Below are 24,870 nucleotides of genomic sequence, written 5' to 3'. Positions count from 1 at the left end.
TTATGACTAAAAAACTGCTGTTGGCTCTTCTACTTACTATATTTGCCGCAAGTTTAACGCTCACATTCCTAATTCTTAATTTGCAGGAGGAGACAGGAACAGATAGAGTGGCTATCAATACCATTGTGAAGCTCACGGAGCAGAACTGGGACAAGCTTGATCCGAACCTGTACAAGGAAGGTCCTTATGAATTTGCCATTATCGATACCGCGGGAGTACTTAAATATCAGACGGGAAATGCGATTTCCGTTACCGTTAACGAAGCCATCAACAATCGGGATACTCTAGTGGACGTTTTTGTTCAGGATAAGATGGTGGGTAAGGTGATTATTAATAATGATTACCATGCGATTTTTATACATATGAAAAAACAATTTATACAAGTTTCTATTGTGATGCTGCTACTGCTTACGGTTCTAGGCATTCTCTATATTTGGTTCCTGAATCGATCGGTTCTCCGTCCGTTTCGCAAAATGCAGCTATTCGCGAAGCATATCGCGAGAGGTGATCTGGAAGTTCCGCTGGAGATGGATCGTAATCATCTGTTTGGTGCTTTTACCGAAAGCTTTGATATGATGCGGGAAGAGCTTGCAGCGGCTAGACACAGCGAATATTTGGCGAATAAAAGTAAAAAGGAACTGGTTGCTAGTCTCAGTCATGATATTAAAACACCAGTTGCTTCGTTAAAGGCGATTACGGAACTGATGTTATTAAGCGCAAGGGATGAGAAGACCAGCAGACAGCTTAACACTTTGTATTCCAAAGCGGATCAGATTGATCGTCTGGTGACCGATATGTTCCATTCGACCTTAGAGGAACTAAATGAACTTAAAGTCAGCTTAACGGAGGAGCAAAGCCACCTGCTGATCCAAATTATAAATAATGTAAATTTCTATGAACGGATTTCAGCAGCAGCAGTGCCTGACTGTATCATTACGGTGGACTCCTTGCGGCTGCAGCAGGTGATTGATAATGTTGTGAATAATTCCTACAAATATGCCTACATAGACACACCTATTGATATTAGGTTCGAGATTACGGATCATTATCTGGAGGTAGATATTCTGGATTATGGCCCCGGGGTTCCTGAGGAGGAGCTGCCTTTAGTATTTAATAAATTTTTTCGGGGCAGTCTGGCCGTGAGCCAGAATGGTGCGGGTCTAGGCCTGTACATTTCCCGTTATATGATGCAAAAAATGCAAGGCGACATTGTGTGCTCCAATCGGGAGGATGGATTTACAGTCAAACTGCTAATTCCTTTAGCAGGACAGAATTAAGAATTAGCTAAGGATTGCACAAAGACATGTTAAGAACATTTAACGTACGATAAGGTTGCAATTACGAATGAGCTTGTGATTGCAGCCATTATATTTCGCGTAGAGCAATGATTTTCTTTTAGCGCAATTAATGAGCATGAATGTAAATGGAGTGTTCAACATGAGCGAAGTGAATAATAAAGTGCTGATGCAGACTAATAAGCTTGGAAAAACCTTCTCCCATGGAGGAACTCAGCAGCATGTTTTGAAAAATCTGGATCTGACCTTATATCATGCTGATTTCACGATTATCATGGGCAGCTCTGGTTCTGGTAAATCAACACTGCTGTATGCCATTTCGGGTATGGATAAGCCAACGCTTGGAGAGGTTCTATTTGAAGGTCAGGATATCACAGCCATGAGTAATGATCAGCTTGCGATATTCCGGCGGAAGAATTGTGGGTTCGTGTTTCAGCAGATTCATCTGCTGGATACGATGAGTGTCCTCGACAATGTATTATCTAGTGCTTTTCTTGTACAAAAGGATAGAGCAGGGGCTGTGAAAAAAGCCAAAAAGCTACTCTCAGATGTAGGTCTGGATGACTCTGTCTGGGGCAAGTTTCCGGCGCAAATCTCAGGTGGCGAAGCTCAGCGGGCGGGTATTATCCGGGCATTGATCAACAGTCCAAAAGCGGTTTTCGCTGATGAGCCGACAGGTGCGTTAAACAGTTCAGCAGGAATAGGTGTATTGCGCGTCCTCACTGAGGTGAATAGGCAAGGGCAAAGCATAATTATGGTTACACATGATCTTAAAACCGCGTTGCGTGGTAATCGGATATTGTATCTGCGAGACGGAGTCATCGTTGGTGATTTGCGTCTTACCCCTTATAGCGAAGATAACGGACCTGAACGGCAGCAGCAAGTACAGTCCTTTCTAACCGAATTGGGGTGGTAGAGATGAGCAGCCTAATAGGAAAACTAGCTTGGTCAAATATTCGTAAAAGAAAAAGCGCCACGCTTACACTCTTCATTTTGATCATGATAGCTGTGCTGCTGCTGAACATTGGCCTTACGGTCAGTTTAAAGCTAAATTCTTTTCAGCAAGAAAAAATGACTGAATTAAGGACTCCAGAAATAAGTGCATTTTTCCCAAAAGATGATCATCTAGAAGAGTATGAGGAGCTTGTGGATAGTTATTCATATACAGAAACCTGGGAGAATGAAGCAGCAATTCTGTTAGCAGACGCTAAAATGAAGTACGGACAAACGGACACTACGGTAGCTTTTATAATTCTTAACATGGATACACCGCGGACCAAGGGACTATTCAAGACAACGACTCCGCTAGGATCTAAGGATGCGGATATGATCTATTTGCCTTATTTGTTCCATGTTGGATCGGGGTATAACCTTGGCGATACCTTTTCTTTTGTATACGATAATAAGCCATTCTCTTATACCATAGGTGGCTTTATTGAGGAGCCGTTGCTAGGGACGTTAACTAATGGAGCTTTAAAAGTATTTTTGAATGATGAAGGTTATAAGCAGTTGGAGAAACGTCTTGGAACAGAAGCTCAGTACAGCTTTCTATCAGCAGATTTAACCGATCCTTCAAAGGATGTAAAGCTGGAACAAATGCTAAGTGAGCGGATTTTTGCCTCAGGAAGTACGGATCAATTTCAAGTCATGCGGGCAGAGGTTGGTCTCCAAGGGAACCGTGTTTTTGTTAATCTTTTAGCGGCCATTCTGATCGTATTTGCCCTGATTATGGTTCTGATCTCGCTTATTGTCATCAGGTTTCAAATATTGGGACATATTGAAGACAATTTGACGAACATCGGTATTTTAAAAGCCAACGGTTATACTTCATGGCAGATTAAAAAAGCGCTTCTGCTACAGTTCACCTCAGTGTCAATCATCGCAGCTATACCGGGAGGTGGGTTATCTGGGCTGGTTATGCCGTTGGTAGGGAATATGATTTCGTCTTCAATCGGACTTCTGTGGCCAATATCCTTTGAAGGGGTCAGTGCAGTACTTAGTTTGGTTATTGTCTCTGGACTAGTGCTACTTGTTACCTATCTGTCGAGCCGGCGAATTCGGAACATTACTCCGATTACAGCTCTGCAGAGCGGAATCCTCACTCACAATTTTAAGCGGAACCCAATTCCACTCGAAACATCCGAAATGAATCTGCAATTCAGCTTAAGCCTTAAAGCTTTAGTAAGGCAAATGAAGCAGAATATGATGATCGTATTGATCGTTGCCGGATTAACCTTTTCTAGTATTTTTTGCTCTATATTGAATTTCAACTTTAAGGGAGACACCTCAGCAGTTATAAAACTGGTAGGTATAGAACGCAGCGACTTTTTGTTGTTGCCGAAAAACGGTGACCTACAGCAGGGGAAGTTTACAGAATTAGAAGCCATGCCAGGGGTTGAAAAGTTGACTGTATTGGATAGCATGGTCGCTTCGATTAAAAATACCAGCTTTATGCTCCGGGTATCTGACGATTATAGCAAGCTGGAGACACAAACCATATACAAAGGGCGAGAGCCTATTTATGATAATGAAATTGTGATTTCCGGTGTTATTGCAAAGTTGAAAAATACAGAAATAGGGGACGAGGTACCTATCACTTTTAATGGTGTGACGGAGAATTATTTGGTCACTGGCTTAAGCCAGCAGATTAGCCAACTTGGAATGGTGGCGAGTATGACCGGTGATGGAATGAGAAGACTTCAACCGGAGTACACCCCTCTGTCCATCAATGTGTATCTGAAAGAGGGGGGAGATGCGCAAGCTTTTGTGAAGGATCTGGAAGCACATTTCCCCGGAAAATGGAATATTACTAACATTCGAGAAACGGTTGATAGTACGCTCAGTACATTCACTGCCGCAGTATCTTCTATGACAGCAGTCATCACTGTGGTGACGATTATAGTAGTAAGCCTGATTTTATATTTAGTGATTAAGACTTTGATTCTGAAGCGGAAGCGTGAGTTCGGCATTCTTAAAGGAATGGGTTATACCACTTTTAATCTGATGACGCAGATTACCTTTAGTCTGTTTCCGGTGATTGTGGTGGGAGTAGCTTTGGGGAGTATAGGCGGTTATTTTTTCTCGGACTCTGCGTTTGTACTATTGCTCTCGAGTTTAGGGATTTATAACGTCCAACTGGCGGTTAGTTTGCCACAAGTATTGCTATTGTGTGCAGCCATTCTAGTAGTCGCTTATGCGGTGTCTATGCTTGTTGCCCGGCGAATTCGGAAGGTTAGTGTTTACGATTTGATTATGGACTAAGCAAAAGACAAAAAAACAACGAGCAGGAGGTTTGTTACTCCATACTCGTTGTTTTTTTTACATATTCATTCGTCCGTCATCATAATTGAATTGCCAATCAATGCCGAATTTATCTTTTAGACTACCATAACAAGAGCTCCAGAAGGTTTCTTGCAGTTCCATAACTACTTTACCGCCCTCTTGAAGTTTATTGAAATATTTCTTTATGTTATCTAAATCCTTACTAACTACGGAAAGACTAATATTGTTTCCTTCGATAAAAGGCATGCCTGGAAAAACATCAGAAAACATTACATTACTGCCTTCGATATTCAAGCGGGTGTGCATAACCAAATCTTTAGCTTCCTCAGGAAGAGTGAAATTGGGATCGGGTGGTGTTTCACCAAAGGTCATGATTTGTGGACGTTCAGTGCCAAACACCTCTGCGTAAAACTCTGCTGCGTCACGACAATTCCCGTTGAAATTAAGATAAACATCGATAGACATTTTTTTCACTCCTTAAAGGTTTGTTAGCGGCACATCAAAAATTCTTAAAATTCAAAATACCTTATCACATCCACATTGTATCATTTACCAGTTTATAAACAAATATACTTTTAGTCTCATTATTAAACTTTTATTTCATCTACTATCTTCTAATTAAAAATAGGATATGGTAGTATTCAAGAAAAGGGATAATTTTCTATAAATTAAATAAAATTATATTTATGTTAAATAGTTGGGGTGTATTTGGGCTCGTGTTTGATCTTTACCACTGAGAGGAGGTGATGGTTAGTGCGGGTAAGGCATAGAGGAGGTGACAATTCTTTAAAGGAGTGAATACTGCAATTGTAGCATCGCGTGGCTATTAATAAATTATTTACGAATTTATTTAATTGTCGAAAGGAGAATAATAAATGACAAAAGCACTAAGGAAGCAAATGTTGTTATTGCTTACGATCATGGCTTTAGTTATCACCGGATATGCTCCTTCTACCACGTATGCCAGTGAGGCACATGTTGACAATCCGTTTGTAGGAGCTACAGCATATGTGAATCCTGATTATGCCGCACTGATTGATACCTCTATTGCTCAGGTTACCGATAGTACTTTAGTTTCCAAGATGGAGACCATTAAAAAATATCCGACAGCCGTATGGCTGGATCGAATTGCTGCAATTTATGGCGGAGAGGACAATGGAGGTAGAAAAAGTCTGGGACAGACTTTAGATGCCGTACTCGCGCAAAAGCAACCCAATACGCCGATTACAGCCACGTTCGTAATTTATGACATGCCTGGGCGGGATTGCCACGCTCTTGCCTCCAATGGCGAGCTGCCACTGACAGCTGCGGGTCTTACAACCTATAAGTCAGATTATGTTGACGTAATCGCCAGTATTTTTGCAAAGCCCAAATATAGTGACATTCGTATAGTGACTATCGTAGAGCCGGACTCGCTTCCGAATCTAGTCACCAATCTCAGCACACCACAGTGTGCTCAAGCTAACTCCACGAATATTTACCGTGATGCTACGCGTTACACTTTAAATGCTCTCCATGCCATTCCGAATGTATATACTTACATGGATATTGGCCACTCCGGCTGGCTCGGATGGGATACTAACCGTGGCCCCGCTATCGACCTCTTTACTTCGGTTGTGTCAGGCACTACAGCTGGACTTGCTAGTGTCGATGGATTTATTACGAATACAGCCAATACCACTCCACTAGTAGAACCTAATCTTCCAGATCCGAATCTTACGATAGGCAGCCAGCAGCTTCGCTCCGCAAGTTATTATGAATGGAATCCGTATTTTGATGAAGCCGATTTCACAGCAGCTTTGTATTCAGGTTTTGTAGCAAAAGGTTGGCCTTCCACGATCGGCTTCCTTATTGATACCTCCCGTAACGGGTGGGGTGGACCTAATCGCCCGACTAGTGCAAGCGGAACAACCGTTAACGCTTATGCAGATTCCGGTCGGATTGATAAACGTCTCCATCGCGGCAATTGGTGTAATGCCAGCGGCGCTGGAATTGGAGAAGTTCCACAAGCAGCCCCTGCAGGTTATGCAGCCTCACATTTGGACGCATTTGTCTGGGTGAAACCTCCGGGAGAATCTGATGGTTCCAGCAGTGCCATTCCAAATAATGAAGGCAAGGGCTTTGACAGAATGTGTGATCCGACTTATACCAGCTCAAGCGGCACACTGACCGGTGCATTACCTAATGCGCCTGTATCAGGTCACTGGTTCCATGATCAATTTGTTCAGCTGGTACAGAATGCTTACCCTGTAATTCCTCTGAGCAACGGAGGGGGCACTGTAGTTCCAGCGGCACCCACTAACTTGGTAGCGACAGCAGGTGAGGCGAAAGTAAGCCTGAGCTGGAGCGCATCCAGTGGAGCGACTAGTTACACTGTGAAAAGTGCAACCACAAGCGGAGGACCGTACACTACTGTAGCGACAGGGCTAACGGCAACGAGCTACACCAACACGGGCCTAACGAACGGAACAACCTATTACTATGTTGTAAGCGCAACCAATAGTGTGGGAGAGAGTGCGGATTCTACACAAGCGAGTGCGACTCCAGCAGCAGTGGCGACTGTTCCCGCGGCACCAACCAATTTGGTAGCGACAGCAGGTGAGGCGAAAGTAAGCCTGAGCTGGAGCGCATCCAGTGGAGCGACTAGTTACACTGTGAAAAGTGCAACCACAAGCGGAGGACCGTACACTACTGTAGCGACAGGGCTAACGGCAACGAGCTACACCAACACGGGCCTAACGAACGGAACAACCTATTACTATGTTGTAAGCGCAACCAATAGTGTAGGAGAGAGTGTGAATTCGGGACAAGCAAGTGCGATCCCAGCAGCGGTGGCAACTGTTCCAGTGGCACCAACTAACTTGGTAGCGACAGCAGGAGATGCGAAAGTGAGCCTGAGCTGGAGCGTATCCAGTGGTGCGACGAGTTACACTGTGAAAAGTGCAACCACAAGCGGAGGACCGTACACCACTGTAGCAACAGGGCTAACGGCAACGAGCTACATCAACACGGGCTTAACGAACGGAACAACCTATTACTATGTTGTAAGCGCAACCAATAGTGCGGGAGAGAGTGTGTATTCGGCACAAGCGAGTGCTGTTCCACAAGTTCCGGCAGCAACTAGTCTGACGTTGCAGTATCGGGCGGGAGATACTAATGCGACAGACAATCAGATCAAACCTTATTTTAATATTAAAAATAACGGCACAGCCGCAGTGAACTTAAGCGATCTTAAAATCCGTTATTATTTCACTAAAGATAGTAATCAGACGTTAAACAGCGCAATTGACTGGGCACAAGTTGGCAACAGTAATATTCAAGTCGCCTTTGCAGACTACACAGGCACGAATGCAGACACTTACGTTGAGCTTTCGTTTACTTCTGCAGCTGGTTCCATTCCAGCTGGAGGCCAGTCCGGAGATATTCAGCTCAGAATATATAAATCCGATTGGACTAATTTTAACGAAGCCAATGACTACTCCTTTGATGCTACTAAAACTGCTTATACTAACTGGGATAAAGTGACGCTTTATCAAAGTGATGCTCTCGTATGGGGGATTGCTCCGTAACGGAAAGCAGGGGATATTTAAAAGAGCCGCTGGAGTGTGAAGTGCTCCCTGTCAAGTGGACAGTGTAAAAAACAAAAATAGTTAGTTTAGATACCTCAGTTCGTATTGCCAGAACTGAGGTATCTTCGTTATGCAGCTCGTCGGTATTCGCTAGGTGACAAGCCATCCAAACACTCTGTGTAGCGGTAATTATTGTAGTAGTGAATATATTTGCTAACCTCTGTGAGGACATCATCATAGGTGTCATACTTTGTAAGATAATAGCTTTCTGACTTGTATGTACCCCAAAAACGCTCAATAGGTTGGTTGTCCAAACACCGACTCACACGAGACATGCTTTTCTTAAATCCGTATTTTACATGAAGTCGGTTGTACTCATGAGACGTGTACTGGAAGCCTCTGTCGCTTTGTAAAAGAGGGGATACGCCAGGATTCTTCGCGTAAGCCCTCTTCAACGTATCCATCACGAGTTTATTGTTGTTGGAATGGCTTAATACCCATGAGACAATGGAATTATCATATACATCAATAATAGCGCTCAAATAGGCTTTGCGCCCATTCCCGTACTTCAGTTCAGTCACATCTGTACACCATTTTGAATTAGGAGAATTGGCATCAAAGTTACGGTTCATTACATTTTCAACTACATGGATCTCCGTAGCTTTCACATAACTCGCTCGTTTTCTGCGAATGACTGCTTTAAGCCCAAGAGCACACATAATTCGGTAATAACGCTTTTTGTTGTACTGCTTTTTGAGCTTTCGGTTTAATTGCGTGCGCATTTGACGATAGCCAAGAATCCCTTTTCGCTTGTCATATCGTAGCTTTACTTCTTTCGCTAACGCACGAGTTTCAAGTTCTATGCAAGAGGGTTTCCATTTTAACCACTTGTAATAGGCAGATCGAGCAACCCCAGCTAACGCACACAACTTCGTAATTGCGTGACCTTTTTCTTTGTTCAGTTCTTGAATCGCTTGATACAAGTTTACTTGTCGAACGAGGGTTAGCGTGTATTTCGTCGCTTGATCTCCGCCAACTTTTTTGCGAAGTCATTCTCCATCTCTAGGTATTCATTTCGCGCTTCTAGCTCTTTAATCCGTAGTTTAAGGCGGTCATGCTCATCTAGTTCTTCTACAGGCTTTTTGCGACCGCGATTGTCCTGAAGAGCCTCCTCGCGGCCAACTTGATATTTCCGGACCCATGCGTAAACTTGCTGATAAGATACTCCGTACTTTTCAATCGCTTTCTGATAATCCAATCCATTAGCGATGGTATATTGTGCAATTTCAATGCGTTCTTCGAAAGTTGTTTTACGTCCTTGGTTCATATGAGATAGTCCTTTTCCTGTATGTGTAGGTTTCAATTCTATCTCATTAGTATACTTGGTAATCCATTTTGTCAAAACACTTCTGCTTGAAATATAATGCTTGTTTGTCACCTCTTCAACGGAGCAACGACCAGACAACACTTCGTTAACAGCAGCAAGCTTCAATTCCTTTGGGTATGATTTCCATGTTCTCGATTCCCTCAACCCGTCCAAACCATCTGCTTTATATTTCCTAATCCATTCTCTAACTGTGTGTGAACTAAGACCTAGCTGCTTTGCCTCATAGTTTGGATTTGACTTGTGCTCAAGGCACAGCCTTACGACATGTAATTTTACTTTTAAAGATGTTGGACTTCTATTAGACATTAGAAAAACTCCCATCATTGTAGCAGTAGAAGTTTTTGTTTTTTCTACTGTCTACTATGATGGGAGCTTATCAGTGATCCTGGCGGCTCTTTCTGTATTATTTAATTCGTTTACCGAGTAGCACAAGCAGCCAGATGATTCCAGCCCCAACAATGGCGTGACCAAGCCCCGCAATATGGGGCAGGAAGCTAATATCACTGCCGTTAATTTGCAGCATTCCACGTGTAGCCATTGCACCAATCGTGATTAGAAGACCAATGTTATAGACAATGTACCATGCACCAAAAGATTTAGCCTCATGGATATTAAATAACTTGTCTAAGATCATAGCAATAATAAAGAAAAAGAATCCTAAGACTAGAATGTGGGTGTGAAGCGCAACTAATATAGTATCTCCTGTGAAATCATTCATTTTAGTAATTTCGCGATAGGCCACTCCGGCTATCAAACCAAGAATTGCATAGAAAAAAGACGTGTAATACAATTTTTTCATAAGAATATCTCCTTTGTAGTTATCGTTATGATTGAAGTGTATCAAGCAATTAAGAACGCAATATGAACAAATGATTACAAGGTGAAATAAATCACTAGTTTATAAATACATTATATCCTAAAGGAAGTTTCACTTTCCACGACGAACTGTACTACTAGAGAAATGAGAGGAGACTTAAGGAAAATATGAATGATAACGTTGAAGTATTTCCGGTGCTCGAAACTGACCGCTTTATTTTGAGAAGAATTACACTGGATGATGCTAAAGAAATATATGATTATTTTTCAAAAGATGAAGTGACCCAGTATTATGATCTGGATAGCTTCACCGATATACAGCAAGCGATCAACCTTATCGAAAGATGGGATGAACGTTTCAAAGGCAAACAAAGCATTCGCTGGGGAATAGCCAGGCGTGAGGATAATATAATGATTGGTTCATGCGGATATCATAACTGGGCGCACAGAAATTTCAAAGCAGAGATTGGGTATGAATTATCTCCACTTTATTGGCGGCAGGGTGTGATGACGGAAGTTCTGACAGCTATTATTGCGTATGGCTTTGAGCATATGAAGCTCCATCGAATTGAGGCGTTTTATGATCCGGCTAATATTGCCTCCAAGAAGTCGCTTTTGAAAGCGGGCTTTAAGTATGAGGGGTTGTTACGCGAATCTTTTTTTGAAAAAGGTAGATTTGTAGATGCGGAGATTTGCTCTTTGTTAGCTTCCGATACGAACTAAGAAGTGTAAAATTAATAAAAGCAAGTTAACCATAATGCGAGAGGACGTATTATGGTTTTTTGTTTGTGATACAATAAATAGATTATCGAATTTATCCTACGTGGTACTAATCCAACATACATATCATGATGAAAGAAGGTGAAGGTATGGAGTTTGAGTATTTGCTTCGTGTAATTGGCGCGGGAATTTGTGGCGTATTAGTTGGATATGAACGCAAAAGCCGGATGAAAGAAGCTGGAGTTAGAACACATTTTGTTGTAGCCTTAGGGGCTGCACTCATGATGGTCATCTCCAAATATGGGTTTCAGGACCAAGCGGATTGGCCTAATCTTTCTCTTGATCCCGCTCGGATAGCTGCTCAGGTAGTAAGCGGAGTAGGTTTTTTGGGAGCAGGGATGATTTTTATGCAAAGACACACAGTCAAAGGGCTCACTACTGCTGCAGGGATTTGGGCAACAGCCGGAGTGGGCATGGCTATAGGGTCTGGTCTTTATATTCTTGGCGTAGGAGCAACGATAATCATTTTACTTGGGCAAAAGATCTTACACAGTCGTAACAGCTGGCTGGCCGCACCAAAAACCCAACAGCTCGATATAAGTCTAGCTAACACAGAAGGCGCTATGGGCCGAATTCAAGAGTTACTTAAAGAACACAAAATCGCTGTTCTAAGTTTTCATGCTGAAAATAACAGTGTAGAATCCGAATTAAACGTAGAAATCGTTGTAAGATTGCCTGAATCATTTAATCCAGTGCAATTGTTATCGATGATCCAAGAGGACGCAGCCGTTAAGACCGTTGAGTTTCAATGATTTTTTAGCACCCTCGATGTAACTAACTCACTTCGCATCAAAGGTTACCTCCCTTTAGAGAGCTTCCTTTTGATGCGAGTGTTACCTTCCATTTTACAATCGATTCACACACCTCACATTAATCCAAACAAAATACTTCTTTCAGTCCTTCTATCCCAATTAATAGGTTCAAGATTCAAATTAAATGCTAATTCATGGGTATGTGTGTTATGTCTGTGTTATATATTTAATGGTTTTTGTGTTGGTTATCTTTAGTTAACCGCTTACATATATTTTTAAATAAAAAATATGTCATTTATATTGACACATAAACCATGACCCTTTATTATTAATCCCATCACTGGAGAAACTAAATTAAAATTTAAATCAAACAATACATTATCAGCGCTTTATTTGCAAATATTTTCTTGTTTTTGTGGTTTATTAATCCAATTAATGCACCGGAGAAAATAATTAGGAGAATGCCCGTGAAAAAGCACGATCAGGATTTTATGAAGCGACAAAATCGTTTAACGGTTTTCGAAATTATAAAAAATCAACAACCGATTTCTCGCGCTTCTATTGCTAAGCAGACTGGTATGAGTCCTACGACTGTAAGTCGAATTGTCGGAGAGTTGACGGAGGAAGGATATTTACTCGATTCAGAGCAGGTATCATCAGGATTAGGTAGGAAATCAACGTTAATAGGTATGATGGACGCTTCTGTATTATCGGTTGGCGTTGAACTGGATCGCAGTCTTATGTCTATTGGAATTGTGGATTTACAAGGACAGCTTATCTGCAGTAGTCAATTTCCCCGTACACCAGACGAAAGCCCGGATCAAACGCTGGAACGGATTCATGAAGCCATTGAGCAATTGTTCCAGCTGCATGTGATTGACAGAACACGTATCGTGGGTATTGGCGTTGGACTTCCCGGCATTGTGAATAACGAAGAAGGAATTGTTGTCTTCTCTGTTCAGCTAGGATGGAAAAATGTGCCGTTAGCCAAACGCTTGAAGGAGCTGACAGGTTTTGAAATCGCTGTGGACAATGAGCTGAAAGTAAGGGCTCTTGCTGAACATCTTAAAGGAGCCGCAGTCGGCTCCAGCCGTACGGCATTATTGGGTTTCGGTCAAGGCGTGGGTTCTGCGATGATTCTCGAGGGAGAGATTTATCGAGGGGTGATGAACAGTGCGGGTGAAATTGGGCATACGACAGTGGATCCTAACGGAATGATGTGTGAGTGCGGCAAAGCGGGCTGTTTACAGACCTATATAAATATCAGTTCTTTATTATCTGAAGCTAATCGGATTCGCCCGATCCGTACGATTGAGGAGTTATTCGCAGCAAAACATGCAGGAGAACAATGGGCGATTCACTTGATCGACCGTGCACTCATGTATATGGCCATCACCATTAATAATGTCGTATGCATGTATAACCCCGACAGCGTGATTTTAAGTGGAGAACTCGTGGACAAATTCCCGGATATATACGAAGAAGTTGAGCAGCTGTACCTCTCGCGCTTTACATGGGAGCCGCTTCGTGGTTCCTTTACGATTCATCGCTCGTTGCTGAATGAGAAGGGTGTAATTATCGGATCGGGACTTTTATCACAGAATCGATTTTTTGCCTTAGATTAAATTAACTACTGCTAGGGAGGGTGTACAGATGGGATTTACAACATTGGTAGAAGAATATCGTGGAGGCCTGCTGGAGAATGTGCATTATGGTGCAGTTAGTGTAGTTGATGAGAAGGGCAGCATTTTGTACAAAGCAGGTGATCCGGAGCATATGACTTATCTTCGCTCTGCTGCTAAGCCATTCCAAGCTTTGCCGGTAATGAAACGCCGGATCGATGAAGTATATGGTTTGACAAGTAAAGAAGCTTCGCTGTTTACCGCTTCACACCGGGGAGAAGCCTTCCATATTGAAGCGCTTGAAGCTCTTTTTCAGAAAATGGGATTAAAAGAAGAGTCACTTCATTGCTGCTCTACATACCCGCTGAATGAAGAAGCCAAAGCAGAACGTCACCGGGCAAATGAGCCAACTCGTAAAATCTTTCATAACTGCTCAGGCAAACATGCAGGTTTAATGGGCCTTAGCAAATATATGGGTTGGGATATAGACACTTATTACGATCCTAACCATCCTGTACAACAGGAGATTCTTGAGATGATGGCTTATATCGCTGAAGTTCCCAAAGCGTCCATCCCGCAAGGTATTGATGGCTGTGGACTTCCTATCTTCGCACTTCCGCTTCATAAAATCGCTTATTCCTATCTAAAGCTAGCGTGTCCCGATTTGATTGAGGATACGGATATACGTAAGGCAGCCGCTGCCATTGCAAAACTTATGAACGATAACCCGGTTATGATTGCTGACACGAAATTTGTATGCTCAGAGCTCCTGAAGGATGACAATCTGACAGCTAAAGGTGGAGCAAAAGGGGTATACGGTATCGGACTCCGTAAGGAACGAATGGGTATATCACTGAAGGTATCCGACGGATCAGAACAAGTCTGGCCATGTATTATCGCATCGATTCTAGAACGTATTGGTTACAGCAATCAAGACACAATTGATCGCTTATATGCACTTGTGCCTAACACGATTGTTAATGATGGCGGTACTGTGGTCGGCGAACGCCGTGCTGTATTTCAATGGGAGATCTAGAGCATAAGGTCAAGAATAATCTTCAAGTTTGGTAATTAATCGGACTAGAAGCTTTTCTAATACATCGTTTGAATAGGGGAGTGTAAAAAATGAAAGCAAAAGGAAAAGTATGGTCAATGTTCATGCTGCTGCTTATTACAGTAGTAGTGACTGCAGGGTGCGGCAACAAAGCGAGCAACGAGGGACAAAAAGGCAATACTGCTGGTGGAACTGAAACTAGCACCCCAACTACAAAGAATGATAAAGACATTGTAATTGCCATCAATTCTAACTTTATTACGCTGGACCCTCATAACGCAAGCGATACGCATTCAATCAGCGCTGCCAGAACGATGTACGAAGGTCTGATGGGTTTTGACGAGAATATGAACGTAGTTCCTGTTCTTGCCGCAAGCCATTCCATAAGTGAAGACGGGTTGGTCTACACGTTCACACTGCAAGAGAATGTTAAATTCCAAGACGGTACTGACTTTAATGCTGAAGCGGTTAAAGTAAACATCGCCCGTATTCAAGATGAGAAGAACAATCTAAGACTGCGCAAAAGCTTCGCAAAGGTAGCGAAAGTGGAGACTCCTGATGCTAAAACCGTGGTTATTACACTCAGCGAGCCGTACAACGCATTTTTAAATAAAGTAGCTATGGCACCTATTATTAGTCCGAAAGCTTTAGAAGAAAATGGCGCCGATATTTCGAAAAATCCTGTAGGAACGGGACCATTTAAGTTCAAAGAATGGGTGCAAGGCGACCGCTTGGTTGTCGTTAAGAACCCTGACTACTGGCAAGCTGGGTTGCCAAAAGTGGATAGTGTGACCTTTAGACCTGTTCCAGAGAATGGATCACGGATAGCCATGCTAAAAACCGGCGAGGCAGATTTCATTTATCCAATGCCAACGGAGCAAGTATCTGAGGTTGAAGGTCTTGAAGGAATTACTGTAGATACCATCGATTCGACAATTGTTCGTTATGTAACGTTAAATACGATGAAAAAACCTTTTGATGATGTGAAGGTTCGTCAAGCCATTAACTATGCTATCAATAAAGAAGCTTATATCAAAGTTGTGAAATCGGGTCTTGGCGCTAAGCTTGATTCCACGATGTCTTCCAAAACACAATACTATTCCCCACAAACAGGTTATGACTATGACATTGAAAAAGCTAAACAATTGCTTGCTGAGGCAGGATATCCTGATGGATTCGAAACCGAAATTTGGGGTGAAAATGAATCCGAAACTATGAAGGGTATGCAATTTATTCAGCAACAGCTAGCACTTGTAGGGATTAAGGTAGACGTGAAATCCATGGAAGGCGGCACATTGTCCGACCAAATTAACTCTGCTAAGACGCCAGAAGAAGCAAAAATTCAAATGTGGTATGTCAGCTGGTCTCCGTCTTCAGGTGATGCAGATGGTGCAACCAGAGGGTTGTTCAGTAGTGAAATGTTCCCGCCTGCTGGCTCAAATACAGCTTATTATAAAAATGAAAATGTAGACAAGTGGATCGCTGAGGCGAATAAATCTGTTGATCCAGAAGCGGCTAAATCCATTTATGGCAATATTCAAAAAACAATATGGGAAGATGCTCCATGGGCATTCATGGGCGTCGACCAAATCATCTCAGGCAAAAGATCGTATCTGGAAGGAGTTAAGGTCTTCCCCGATGGTTCCATTAATGTCCTGAATGCAGAAGTGAAATAATGCTAAACAAACGTTAGGTTTAATATCCCAAGAAATGAACGAGGCCGCTTCTGTAGTATGGTGGGAAGCGGCCTCACTAAATCATTTGTCAATACTGAAGGGGGCTTATGAGTTGGGTAGATATGCTTTACAAAGACTCCTCGGGGTTATTCCGCTGTTGTTCATTGTATCGGTGCTTGTCTTTTTGTTTATTCACTTAATCCCAGGCGATCCAGCCCGACTTATTGCCGGTAAAGATGCCACACTTGAAGAGATTCGTGGAATTCAGGAGCAGCTGGGTCTCAATCTGCCTTTGTGGAAGCAATACATAAACTACATGGGTGATCTGCTAAGTGGGAATCTGGGCAATTCGATCCGTTCAGGGATCCCGGTTACCGACATGCTAGAAAGCAGAGTAATGCCAACGTTGTGGCTGACTTTTCTCAGTATGGCCTGGGCTCTAATTATTGGTCTTCTAATTGGCGTGGTTTCAGCCGTTTATCGCAATCGGTGGCCAGATCATTTAGGGACGTTGACAGCTATTTCAGGGATGTCTATTCCTGGATTTTGGTTAGGCTTGGTACTCATTCAAATTTTCTCGGTAGAGCTTGGTTGGTTTCCAACAGGTGGTGTTGATTCCTGGAAGTCCTATATTCTTCCTTCCATTACACTTGGGATGGGAATTATGTCTATGTTGGCCCGTTATTCTAGGTCATCTATGCTGGAGACCCTTCGGGAGGATTATATCCGTACAGGACGTGCAAAAGGCTTACGCGAGTATGTTGTTATCGGCAGGCATGCGCTGCGCAACTCTTTGATTCAGGTGGTTACCGTAGCTGGACTTCAGTTTGGGTTCCTGCTCGGCGGCTCTGTAATGGTTGAGACGGTATTCAGTATTCCGGGTCTTGGCAGGCTGCTAGTAGACTCCATTTTGTTCCGGGATTATACAGTCATTCAAGCCTTACTGCTTCTGTTTGCTACACAATTTATTCTTATCAATCTATTAGTAGATTTATTGTATGGCGTACTTAATCCGAAAATAAGGTTTTCTCAGTAGCTAGTGCGACTAAGAAGCAGAATTTCAATAGATTTATAGGGTGAATTTAGGATCAGGAGGGATATCATGAGTGACAATTCGGCGGTGATGGGAGCAAAATCTCCATTACCCGGAGAGGTACTGGCCCCGGAGAAAACAAAAGGCCGTATGGGTGTTTTTTTACGTAAGTTCAGTAAACAAAAGATGCCCCTTGTGGCCGCATTTTTTATTATATTGCTATTCCTAATTGCAATTTTCGGGCCATTTCTGACCCCGTATAATCCTGATGAACCAAACTACGATGCCCTTATGGCGGGTCCTTCTGCTGCACATTGGGCCGGGACAGACGAATATGGCCGTGATATTCTAAGCCGTTTGATTGATGGTACTCGCTTAACCTTAGCTGTCAGTCTCAGTTCCGTCTTCATCGCAGGCGTACTTGGAACCATCCTAGGTCTGTTAAGTGGATATTATGGCGGTTGGCTAGATCGGATTATTATGCGTGGCAGTGATGTACTATTTTCATTTCCAGACTTGCTGCTTGCCATTGGGATCGTCGCCATCCTCGGTCCGGGTCTATCCAATGTTGTTATCGCGGTTGCAGTCTTTGGTACTCCATCGTTCGCCCGAATTATTCGGAGCGTAACGCTGTCTGCGAAAGAAACATTGTTTGTGGAAGCTGCTCGTTCCATGGGAGCGAAGCATCGCCGGATTATTTGGCGTCATATTTTTCCTGAGACCGTGCCCAGCATTATCGTTAATCTATCCATGAAGATTGGCGGAGCGATCTTGGCCGCTGCATCACTAAGCTTTCTCGGAATGGGTGCAAAAACAACGGAGCCTGATTGGGGCGCAATGTTAAGTATGGGACGTGATTATTTAAGTATTGCTCCACATATCGTTTATTTTCCGGGGATAGCCATCTTTTTAACAGTACTTGCATTTAACCTGGTCGGGGACGGACTGCGTGATGCTCTTGATCCCAAAATGAAAAACTAAGGAGGGACAAGACATGACTCAACATTTGCTGGATGTACAAGGGCTGAAAACGGAGTTCAAACGCGGCGATGGAAGTATTACTGCGGTTGCGGGGGTAGACTTTGCCATTAAGAAAGGTGAAGTGCTAGGCCTGGTTGGTGAATCTGGTTGTGGCAAAAGTGTAACCTCATTATCGATCATGCGGTTGCTTAAAGATACGCCGGGTAGAATTTCTGAAGGTTCTGTGCGTTTTGAAGGAAAGGATTTGACGAAGATTTCTGAGAAGGAGATGCGCCAAATCCGGGGAAATGATCTGGCAATGATTTTTCAGGAGCCGATGACCTCTCTTAATCCAGTGCTGCGGATTGGGCTGCAATTAACAGAGCCGATTAGACTGCATTTGGGTTATGGACGCAAGAAGGCTCGTGAGCATGCGATTCATATGTTGCGGCTTGTAGGTATCCCTCGCGCAGAGGAATTAATCGATGAATATCCGCATCAACTATCCGGCGGGATGAGACAGCGGGTCATGATTGCAATGGCCATGTCTTGTCATCCTAAGCTGTTGATTGCCGATGAACCCACGACCGCACTCGATGTAACGATTCAAGCGCAAATTCTTGATCTGATGAAGCAGTTGAAAGATGAACAGGATATGGGAATGCTGCTCATTACCCATGATCTTGGAGTAGTTGCCGAATTATGTGACCGGGTTGTTGTTATGTATGCAGGTCGTGTGGTGGAGGAAGCCTCTGTTCAGGAGCTGTTTGCCAGACCGCAGCATCCGTATACCAAGGGATTGATTCAATCGGTACCTAAGCTGCGCCAGAACGTACATCGCTTGGAGTCTATAAAAGGGAATGTGCCAGACCTTTCACAAATGCCTGCCGGCTGTAAGTTTGCGCCTCGCTGCGACTTTGCCATGGAGCGCTGTCTGTCGCACGAACCTGAGCTACTTCCGATTGAGGGACTAGAGCGCAAAAGCCGTTGTTGGCTTACACAGCAGGAGGACACGGAAGGAGCGGGATGTTTATGAAAGAGACTCCACTAATTGAAGTTAAGGGTTTGAAGAAGTTGTTTTCTGTGAAGAAGGGCTTCTTCGGAACGACTAAATATTTGCACGCCGTTGATGGGATTTCATTCGCCATTCGTAAAGGAGAAACGTTCAGCCTTGTAGGTGAAAGTGGCTGTGGGAAATCGACTACGGGCAGACTAGTGACTCGCTTACTGGAACCCAATCATGGAGAAGTGTGGTTTAAGGGGCAAAATATTAGTCATATCTCAGATAACCAAATGCGGCCTCTGCGCAAAGATATGCAGATGGTGTTTCAAGACCCTTACGCTTCACTTAATCCACGCATGAAGGTGAAGGATCTTGTCGCCGAACCCCTGCTTATTCATACAAAGCTGTCCTCCAAAGAGCGGGATAAGCTAGCTTGCGAACTGCTGGAGACCGTTGGATTGAACAGTTTGCACGCTGAGCGATTTGCGTTTGAGTTCAGCGGTGGACAGCGGCAACGGATTGGGATTGCCCGGGCTTTGTCAGTGCGCCCTAGTCTAATCGTGGCGGATGAACCCGTGTCAGCACTAGATGTATCGATTCAGTCCCAAGTGTTGAATCTGTTACAGGACTTGCAGGAGGAATATGGCCTGACCTATTTATTCATCTCTCATGATCTTAGTGTGGTCGAGCATATTAGTGATCGAATTGGGGTCATGTATCTGGGTTCCCTTGTGGAGACGGCTGATAAGGATACATTGTATGACCGTCCCTTGCATCCTTACACCCAAGCGCTGCTATCTTCAGTTCCCGTGCCCGATCCAAGCTTGAAGAAGGAACGCATTATTCTAAAAGGTGACCTTCCAAGTCCCGTTGATCCGCCGACGGGCTGTCGCTTTCATACAAGATGCCCTTCCTGTATGGAGATCTGTAAGCAACATGTGCCTGTATTCCGGGAAGTTGAACCAGGTCATGAGCTCGCTTGTCATCTGTTTGATGAAGAAATGTTGAAACTAGAACGATAATTTTAAATGTGAGTACACTTTACGGAAAAGAAGGGACAGCTATGAATATCTTGTTCGATTCTGCTAATGGGGCGGATATGCTTATCTACTTAGCCTATGAAGAGGAGCCTTTTCCTCTTCGGCTGGGAGAAGCTCACAAACAGAGTGGCAGTGTGACATGGTTATATGCTCGTTCTGAGGAAGAGTCCGATGTGTTAGCTGTTGGAATGGGAAAACGCAAGGCTCTTACGCTTGAGAAAATTCGTCGAGCAGCGGGATCTGCCGCCCGCTTAGCTCTAAGAGAAGGGCTGAATTTCGCTTCATTTGTTCGTAGGACAGCAGAAAGTGATATTTCCGCTGCGGATGAGCTGCAAGCATGGATTGAAGGCTGGCTTCTCGGATTATATCGTTTCCAAACCTATCGTGGCGTTACTAAAATAGACAATTCAGTTGATTTGCTGCTCCAGACAGCCGATTGGCCTGAGCTGACTAAGCTTGAACTGGAAGTTGTACTAAGTACTGGCCGCATACGCGCTGAAGGAGCAGTGGTTGCTCGCGATCTGGTGAATGAGGTGCCCGGGACTCTAAATCCGGATCGGTTCGCAGAATGGATGGTCGAATATTTCGAGCGTGATAACGCAGCAGTGAAAGTTCATGTTTACCGGGGGCAGGAGCTGGTTGACCTACAGATGAATGGGTTGCTGGCGGTTGGAGCAGGCAGTAAACACTCCCCAGCCCTCGTTGAAATTCGCTATGAGAGTAACCCTGAATTGCCAATGCTGGCATTGGTGGGTAAAGGTGTTACCTTCGATTTGGGTGGGATGAATGTTAAGACCGCAAGTGATATCAGCGATGCACGTATGGATATGGGTGGTGCAGCAGCTGTTATTGGGGCGCTGGATATTTTAGTACGGAATCAAGCTCATGTAAATGTGACCGTATTGATCCCAGTTGTTGATAACGTACCAGATGCTGAAGCGATGCTGCCATCGTCTGTTATACGCTATCCTAATGGGCTGACGGTTCAGGTTGCAAATACGGATGGCGAGGGGCGGCTTATTATCGCGGATGCGCTTATTCATGCAGCAAATATCGGGGCAACTAAGGTCATCGATATTGCAACACTTACTGGAAATGTTGGCGCAGCGCTAGGATTAGGTATCGCCGGCATATGGGGTGATGGAGAGATGACGCAGAACCTCGTCGAAATCGGTGAGCGCAATGGTGAGCGACTGTGGCCCATGCCGCTTATGGATGAATATGAAGTCGATCTTCGAAGCAATTACGCTGATCTACGTAATGTTAGTACTTCACCTTTTGCAGGTGCGATTACAGCAGCGCTTTTTATACGGCGTTTTGTAGCGGAATCGCTGAGCTGGGTTCATATTGATATGGCTGGGACGGTTCAGTACAAGCAGGATGTGGGGTATTCAGAAGCTGGAGCAACGGGCTATGGTGCTCGATTGCTCGCTGATTATGTCATGAAACAGGCACAACAATAACAACGGAAGAGTGGAGGAAAGTTATGAGATTGGAAGTCATCGCTACCTGTATGGACGATGCTCTTACAGCCGAAGCGAACGGGGCTGACCGCCTGGAGCTCATTACTGCGATTACGGAAGGCGGTCTAACACCAGGGATAGGATTGGTGCAACAAGTTGCTAAATCGGTTAGCATTCCTGCGTTTGTTATGGTTCGCCCGCACAGCCGTTCTTTTTGCTATTCAAAGTATGACATTTTGACCATGGCAGCAGAGATAAAGCAAATTGCAGCCAGCGGAGCGGCGGGGATTGTGATTGGTGCGTTAACACCGGAAGGGACTATCGACGAGCGAGCGCTTGAAACATTATTGCCGTTGACCGATGGATTGCAAGTAACCTTCCACCGTGCTTTTGATGAGTTGAAGGATCAAATAGAAGGTTATCGAACGCTTTGTAAGTATCCGCAAATTACGCGTGTACTCACTTCTGCTGGGCCAGGTCCGGCACCAGAAGCTATTCCTGCTATGCGGAAGCTAGTCGAGGAATCAAGAGGTAAAACGGTAAGTATACTGGCTGGAAGCGGTTTGAAGCCGGAAGGTATTACTTCATTTATACATCAGACTGGAGTAACAGAAGTGCATTTTGGGTCGGCTGTTCGTTATGATAAAGACGCTTTGTCGCCAATCGATCCAGCAGCCTTACGGGCGTTAGCAGAGAGTATTCATTCTAACGGCTAATAATAGATAGTGAAAAGGTGAATGGGTTATGCAGAAGGTTGAGAGCTACGTAGTTGGAATCGATTTAGGAGGCACAAAAATTGCCGCAGCATTGTTCGATTCAAAGGGGACCGTGTTGAAACGGGAACTGATGGAAACGGCTGGGGCACGTACCGCTAAAGAAGTGGTGCAGCGAATGATCGATATGATCCGCTCCGTATCCGAAGGACGACCACTCACTGGAGTGGGGCTGGCTTCTCCCGGAGCTGTAAATAGCCAGGACGGGATCGTTATTCACGGCACCAATCTTCCGGAATGGGATAATGTTCCGCTGAAGCACTGGATGGAGTCGGAGCTAGGCGTTGAAGTAAAGGTAGTGAATGATGCGAACGCTGCGGCTTGGGGTGAGTATGTCCGAGGAGCTGGCAAAGGTGCAGACAACATGGTTTATGTTACCTTTAGCACAGGGATTGGAGCAGGTATCGTCATTGACGGCAAGCTGCTTCTTGGCAAAAATTCATTTGCTGGTGAACTAGGTCATAATATTATTGACCCGAACGGAACGGAATGTAGCTGTGGAAGATTCGGCTGCTGGGAAGTTTTCGCTTCGGGCACAGCGATTCGGGATATGGCGCTGCGAAGTATGGAGGGCAGACCGTCGATGATTACGGAACTGGCTAATATAAATGGAGAAAAAATTACTTCGCGGCACGTATTTGAAGCCATGGCACTTAACGATGCCGTGGCCGTCGAGGTTATTGACCGCAGTATTCATTATATGGCACTAGGTCTAGCCAATGCAGTTCATACGTTCAATCCTGATCGGATCGTGATCGGTGGAGGCGTGAGTAAGGCTGGAGATTTGTTATTCCCTGCACTGGTGGAGAAGACGGAGCAATTTGTCATGGATCCATATAAGGGTACTTTTACAATTGAACCTGCCGCTCTCAAAGACGATGTAGGTTTAATTGGAGCCGCAGCATTATTTCATACCGCTTAGGTGGAGTGAAAGATTGATTATAGCTTTCATTAACGAGGAGTTGGAGAGATGGGTGCAAGAGAAGAAAGAACGAAATGGTTCTTACAGGATAGGTTCGGGATGTTTATCCATTGGGGATTATATTCAATTCCTGCTAGAGGGGAATGGATACGCGGTAACGAGCGGATGAGTAGAGAGCATTACATGACGTATTTCGATGAATTTGACGCCTCTCGATATGATCCGAAGAAATGGGCAAGTGCAGCAAAAGCTGCGGGTCAGAAATACGCTGTTCTTACGACCAAACATCATGACGGGTTCTGTCTGTTCGATAGTAAGCTGACTGATTTCAAAGCCACTAATACGCCCGCTGGGCGTGATCTAGTGCGGGAATATGTAGACGCTTTCCGGGCTGAAGGGATTGCAGTAGGTCTATATTACTCTATCATAGACTGGCACCATGAGGATTATCCCGGATATGGAGATAAGGCACATCCTGATCGGGATAACGAAGCGGCTAAAGATAAGCCGATTGATTTCGATAGATACTTGGAGTATATGCATGGGCAAGTAAAGGAACTGCTCACCAATTACGGTAAAATCGACATTATGTGGTTTGACTTCTCCTACGATAATATGACAGGGGAGAAGTGGAAGGCGACGGAGCTTATCCGGATGATTCGTTCCATACAACCTGATATTATTATCGACAATCGATTAGGTGGCAATATTCGTGCGGCAGAATCTGAGGAATATGCTGGAGATTTCTTCTCCCCCGAGCAGATCATTCCACCTGGCGGCATTGTTGACGTAAACGGCCAATCCATCCCTTGGGAAGCCTGCATTACCCTTAATGACAACTGGGGTTATCATTCCGAGGATAAGAATTATAAATCAACCAAGCAAGTCATCCGTACGATGGTCGAATGTATCAGTAAGAATGGTAACCTGCTCCTCAATGTTGGACCAGATGCTAAAGGTGAAATGACACGGGAATCACTGGTTATCCTTGACGAAGTTGGGGAGTGGATGCGCCTTAATGGAGACAGTATTTATGGATGCGGGAAGTCTTTGTTACCTAAGCCAGAGTGGGGACGTTATACGCAAAAGGGCAATAAGTTATATGCGCACGTTTACGACCGTGGAATTGGCCCGATCTATTTCCAAGGCTTGAAAGGGAAGATTAAAAAGGCCAGATTACTACGTGATGGTACCGAGCTAAAGGTGGAGGCGCCGTGGATGGCTGAGGAATATTCGGATGTTGACGGTGGAGCGTTTATTACATTAAAAGGCGCGATGTTACCTGATGAGATGGATACGGTTATCGAGCTTGAACTATTTAATTAAATCAGAAGGAGTTGTCCTAGCAGCCATTCATGGCTTATGGGACAACTCCTTTTTTTCGTATTCTTCGCTAACATTTGCACATACGAAACACCTATCGGACACAGATGACACTAAACC

General features: G+C 44.2%; 21 protein-coding genes. 17 read left to right on the top strand and 4 right to left on the bottom strand.

Annotated features, from left to right (window positions below; translation table 11 throughout):
* Positions 1 to 2: 2 nt before the first annotated feature.
* From NYE72_RS20120 to NYE72_RS20110, 3 genes are all read left to right on the top strand, one after another.
* Positions 3 to 1,277: a HAMP domain-containing sensor histidine kinase gene (locus NYE72_RS20120; protein WP_038572352.1), complete on the top strand. Its 1,275-nt coding sequence runs from the start codon at positions 3 to 5 to the stop codon at positions 1,275 to 1,277.
* A 160-nt stretch (positions 1,278 to 1,437) separates the two neighbouring features.
* Complete coding sequence (locus NYE72_RS20115) at positions 1,438 to 2,211, top strand: ABC transporter ATP-binding protein (RefSeq protein WP_339210337.1); 774 nt, start codon at positions 1,438 to 1,440, stop codon at positions 2,209 to 2,211.
* Between the two features lie 2 nt (positions 2,212 to 2,213).
* Positions 2,214 to 4,556, top strand: coding sequence for an ABC transporter permease (locus NYE72_RS20110; protein WP_339210335.1), 2,343 nt, complete (start codon positions 2,214 to 2,216; stop codon positions 4,554 to 4,556).
* 57 nt (positions 4,557 to 4,613) lie between these two features.
* Here the strand turns inward: NYE72_RS20110 and NYE72_RS20105 are convergent, their stop codons facing one another.
* Positions 4,614 to 5,042 carry a VOC family protein gene (locus NYE72_RS20105; protein ID WP_036685812.1) on the bottom strand — a complete coding sequence of 143 codons (429 nt, stop codon included), beginning with the start codon at positions 5,040 to 5,042 and terminating at the stop codon, positions 4,614 to 4,616.
* Positions 5,043 to 5,497: 455 nt separating this feature from the next.
* Here NYE72_RS20105 and NYE72_RS20100 point away from each other — a divergent pair, with 455 nt between their 5' ends.
* Positions 5,498 to 8,146 (top strand): glycoside hydrolase family 6 protein, encoded by a 2,649-nt coding sequence (locus NYE72_RS20100; RefSeq protein ID WP_339212099.1) that lies wholly within the window; start codon positions 5,498 to 5,500, stop codon positions 8,144 to 8,146.
* A gap of 128 nt (positions 8,147 to 8,274) precedes the next feature.
* On the opposite strand, the gene NYE72_RS20095 is transcribed toward NYE72_RS20100, so the two are convergent.
* The 3 genes from NYE72_RS20095 to NYE72_RS20085 form a co-directional block, all read right to left on the bottom strand.
* Positions 8,275 to 9,129 carry an IS3 family transposase gene (locus NYE72_RS20095; protein WP_081383579.1) on the bottom strand — a complete coding sequence of 285 codons (855 nt, stop codon included), beginning with the start codon at positions 9,127 to 9,129 and terminating at the stop codon, positions 8,275 to 8,277.
* A 20-nt stretch (positions 9,130 to 9,149) separates the two neighbouring features.
* Positions 9,150 to 9,839 (bottom strand): helix-turn-helix domain-containing protein, encoded by a 690-nt coding sequence (locus NYE72_RS20090; protein WP_076147889.1) that lies wholly within the window; start codon positions 9,837 to 9,839, stop codon positions 9,150 to 9,152.
* 97 nt (positions 9,840 to 9,936) lie between these two features.
* Positions 9,937 to 10,332, bottom strand: a complete 396-nt coding sequence (locus tag NYE72_RS20085; protein WP_076129897.1) for a DUF2871 domain-containing protein — start codon at positions 10,330 to 10,332, stop codon at positions 9,937 to 9,939.
* Between the two features lie 185 nt (positions 10,333 to 10,517).
* Between NYE72_RS20085 and NYE72_RS20080 the strand changes: the two genes are divergently transcribed.
* The 13 genes from NYE72_RS20080 to NYE72_RS20020 all read left to right on the top strand — a co-directional run bounded on the left by NYE72_RS20080 (position 10,518) and on the right by NYE72_RS20020 (position 24,753).
* Complete coding sequence (locus NYE72_RS20080) at positions 10,518 to 11,072, top strand: GNAT family protein (RefSeq protein WP_076147493.1); 555 nt, start codon at positions 10,518 to 10,520, stop codon at positions 11,070 to 11,072.
* Positions 11,073 to 11,218: 146 nt separating this feature from the next.
* Positions 11,219 to 11,881 (top strand): MgtC/SapB family protein, encoded by a 663-nt coding sequence (locus NYE72_RS20075; RefSeq protein ID WP_143767781.1) that lies wholly within the window; start codon positions 11,219 to 11,221, stop codon positions 11,879 to 11,881.
* A 467-nt stretch (positions 11,882 to 12,348) separates the two neighbouring features.
* Positions 12,349 to 13,506 carry an ROK family transcriptional regulator gene (locus NYE72_RS20070; protein ID WP_076147498.1) on the top strand — a complete coding sequence of 386 codons (1,158 nt, stop codon included), beginning with the start codon at positions 12,349 to 12,351 and terminating at the stop codon, positions 13,504 to 13,506.
* Positions 13,507 to 13,534: 28 nt separating this feature from the next.
* Positions 13,535 to 14,539, top strand: coding sequence for an asparaginase (locus NYE72_RS20065; RefSeq protein ID WP_036689028.1), 1,005 nt, complete (start codon positions 13,535 to 13,537; stop codon positions 14,537 to 14,539).
* A gap of 89 nt (positions 14,540 to 14,628) precedes the next feature.
* Positions 14,629 to 16,233, top strand: a complete 1,605-nt coding sequence (locus NYE72_RS20060; RefSeq protein WP_036689025.1) for a glutathione ABC transporter substrate-binding protein — start codon at positions 14,629 to 14,631, stop codon at positions 16,231 to 16,233.
* A gap of 112 nt (positions 16,234 to 16,345) precedes the next feature.
* Entirely contained in the window at positions 16,346 to 17,269 is a 924-nt protein-coding gene (locus NYE72_RS20055; protein WP_036689023.1) for an ABC transporter permease subunit, read from the top strand.
* Between the two features lie 66 nt (positions 17,270 to 17,335).
* The gene (locus tag NYE72_RS20050) at positions 17,336 to 18,247 is read left to right on the top strand and encodes an ABC transporter permease subunit (RefSeq protein WP_036689021.1); all 912 of its coding nucleotides are present in this window, start codon (positions 17,336 to 17,338) and stop codon (positions 18,245 to 18,247) included.
* Between the two features lie 13 nt (positions 18,248 to 18,260).
* Positions 18,261 to 19,262, top strand: coding sequence for an ABC transporter ATP-binding protein (locus tag NYE72_RS20045; protein ID WP_038572340.1), 1,002 nt, complete (start codon positions 18,261 to 18,263; stop codon positions 19,260 to 19,262).
* A complete protein-coding gene (locus NYE72_RS20040) occupies positions 19,259 to 20,251 on the top strand; it encodes a dipeptide ABC transporter ATP-binding protein (protein WP_094903192.1) in 993 nt (330 codons plus the stop codon). Before NYE72_RS20045 ends, NYE72_RS20040 begins: the two co-directional genes overlap by 4 nt.
* A gap of 41 nt (positions 20,252 to 20,292) precedes the next feature.
* Entirely contained in the window at positions 20,293 to 21,732 is a 1,440-nt protein-coding gene (locus NYE72_RS20035; protein ID WP_339210332.1) for a leucyl aminopeptidase family protein, read from the top strand.
* A 23-nt stretch (positions 21,733 to 21,755) separates the two neighbouring features.
* The gene (locus tag NYE72_RS20030) at positions 21,756 to 22,448 is read left to right on the top strand and encodes a copper homeostasis protein CutC (RefSeq protein WP_038572334.1); all 693 of its coding nucleotides are present in this window, start codon (positions 21,756 to 21,758) and stop codon (positions 22,446 to 22,448) included.
* 28 nt (positions 22,449 to 22,476) lie between these two features.
* A complete protein-coding gene (locus NYE72_RS20025) occupies positions 22,477 to 23,427 on the top strand; it encodes an ROK family protein (protein ID WP_038572332.1) in 951 nt (316 codons plus the stop codon).
* Between the two features lie 48 nt (positions 23,428 to 23,475).
* Positions 23,476 to 24,753, top strand: coding sequence for an alpha-L-fucosidase (locus NYE72_RS20020; protein ID WP_038572328.1), 1,278 nt, complete (start codon positions 23,476 to 23,478; stop codon positions 24,751 to 24,753).
* Positions 24,754 to 24,870: the final 117 nt, after the last annotated feature.

The sequence above is a fragment of the Paenibacillus sp. FSL L8-0333 genome (genome assembly GCF_037965665.1).
Classification (GTDB): Bacteria; Bacillota; Bacilli; order Paenibacillales; family Paenibacillaceae; genus Paenibacillus_AQ; species Paenibacillus_AQ odorifer.
This window is presented reverse-complemented; position numbering and strand designations above follow the sequence as displayed.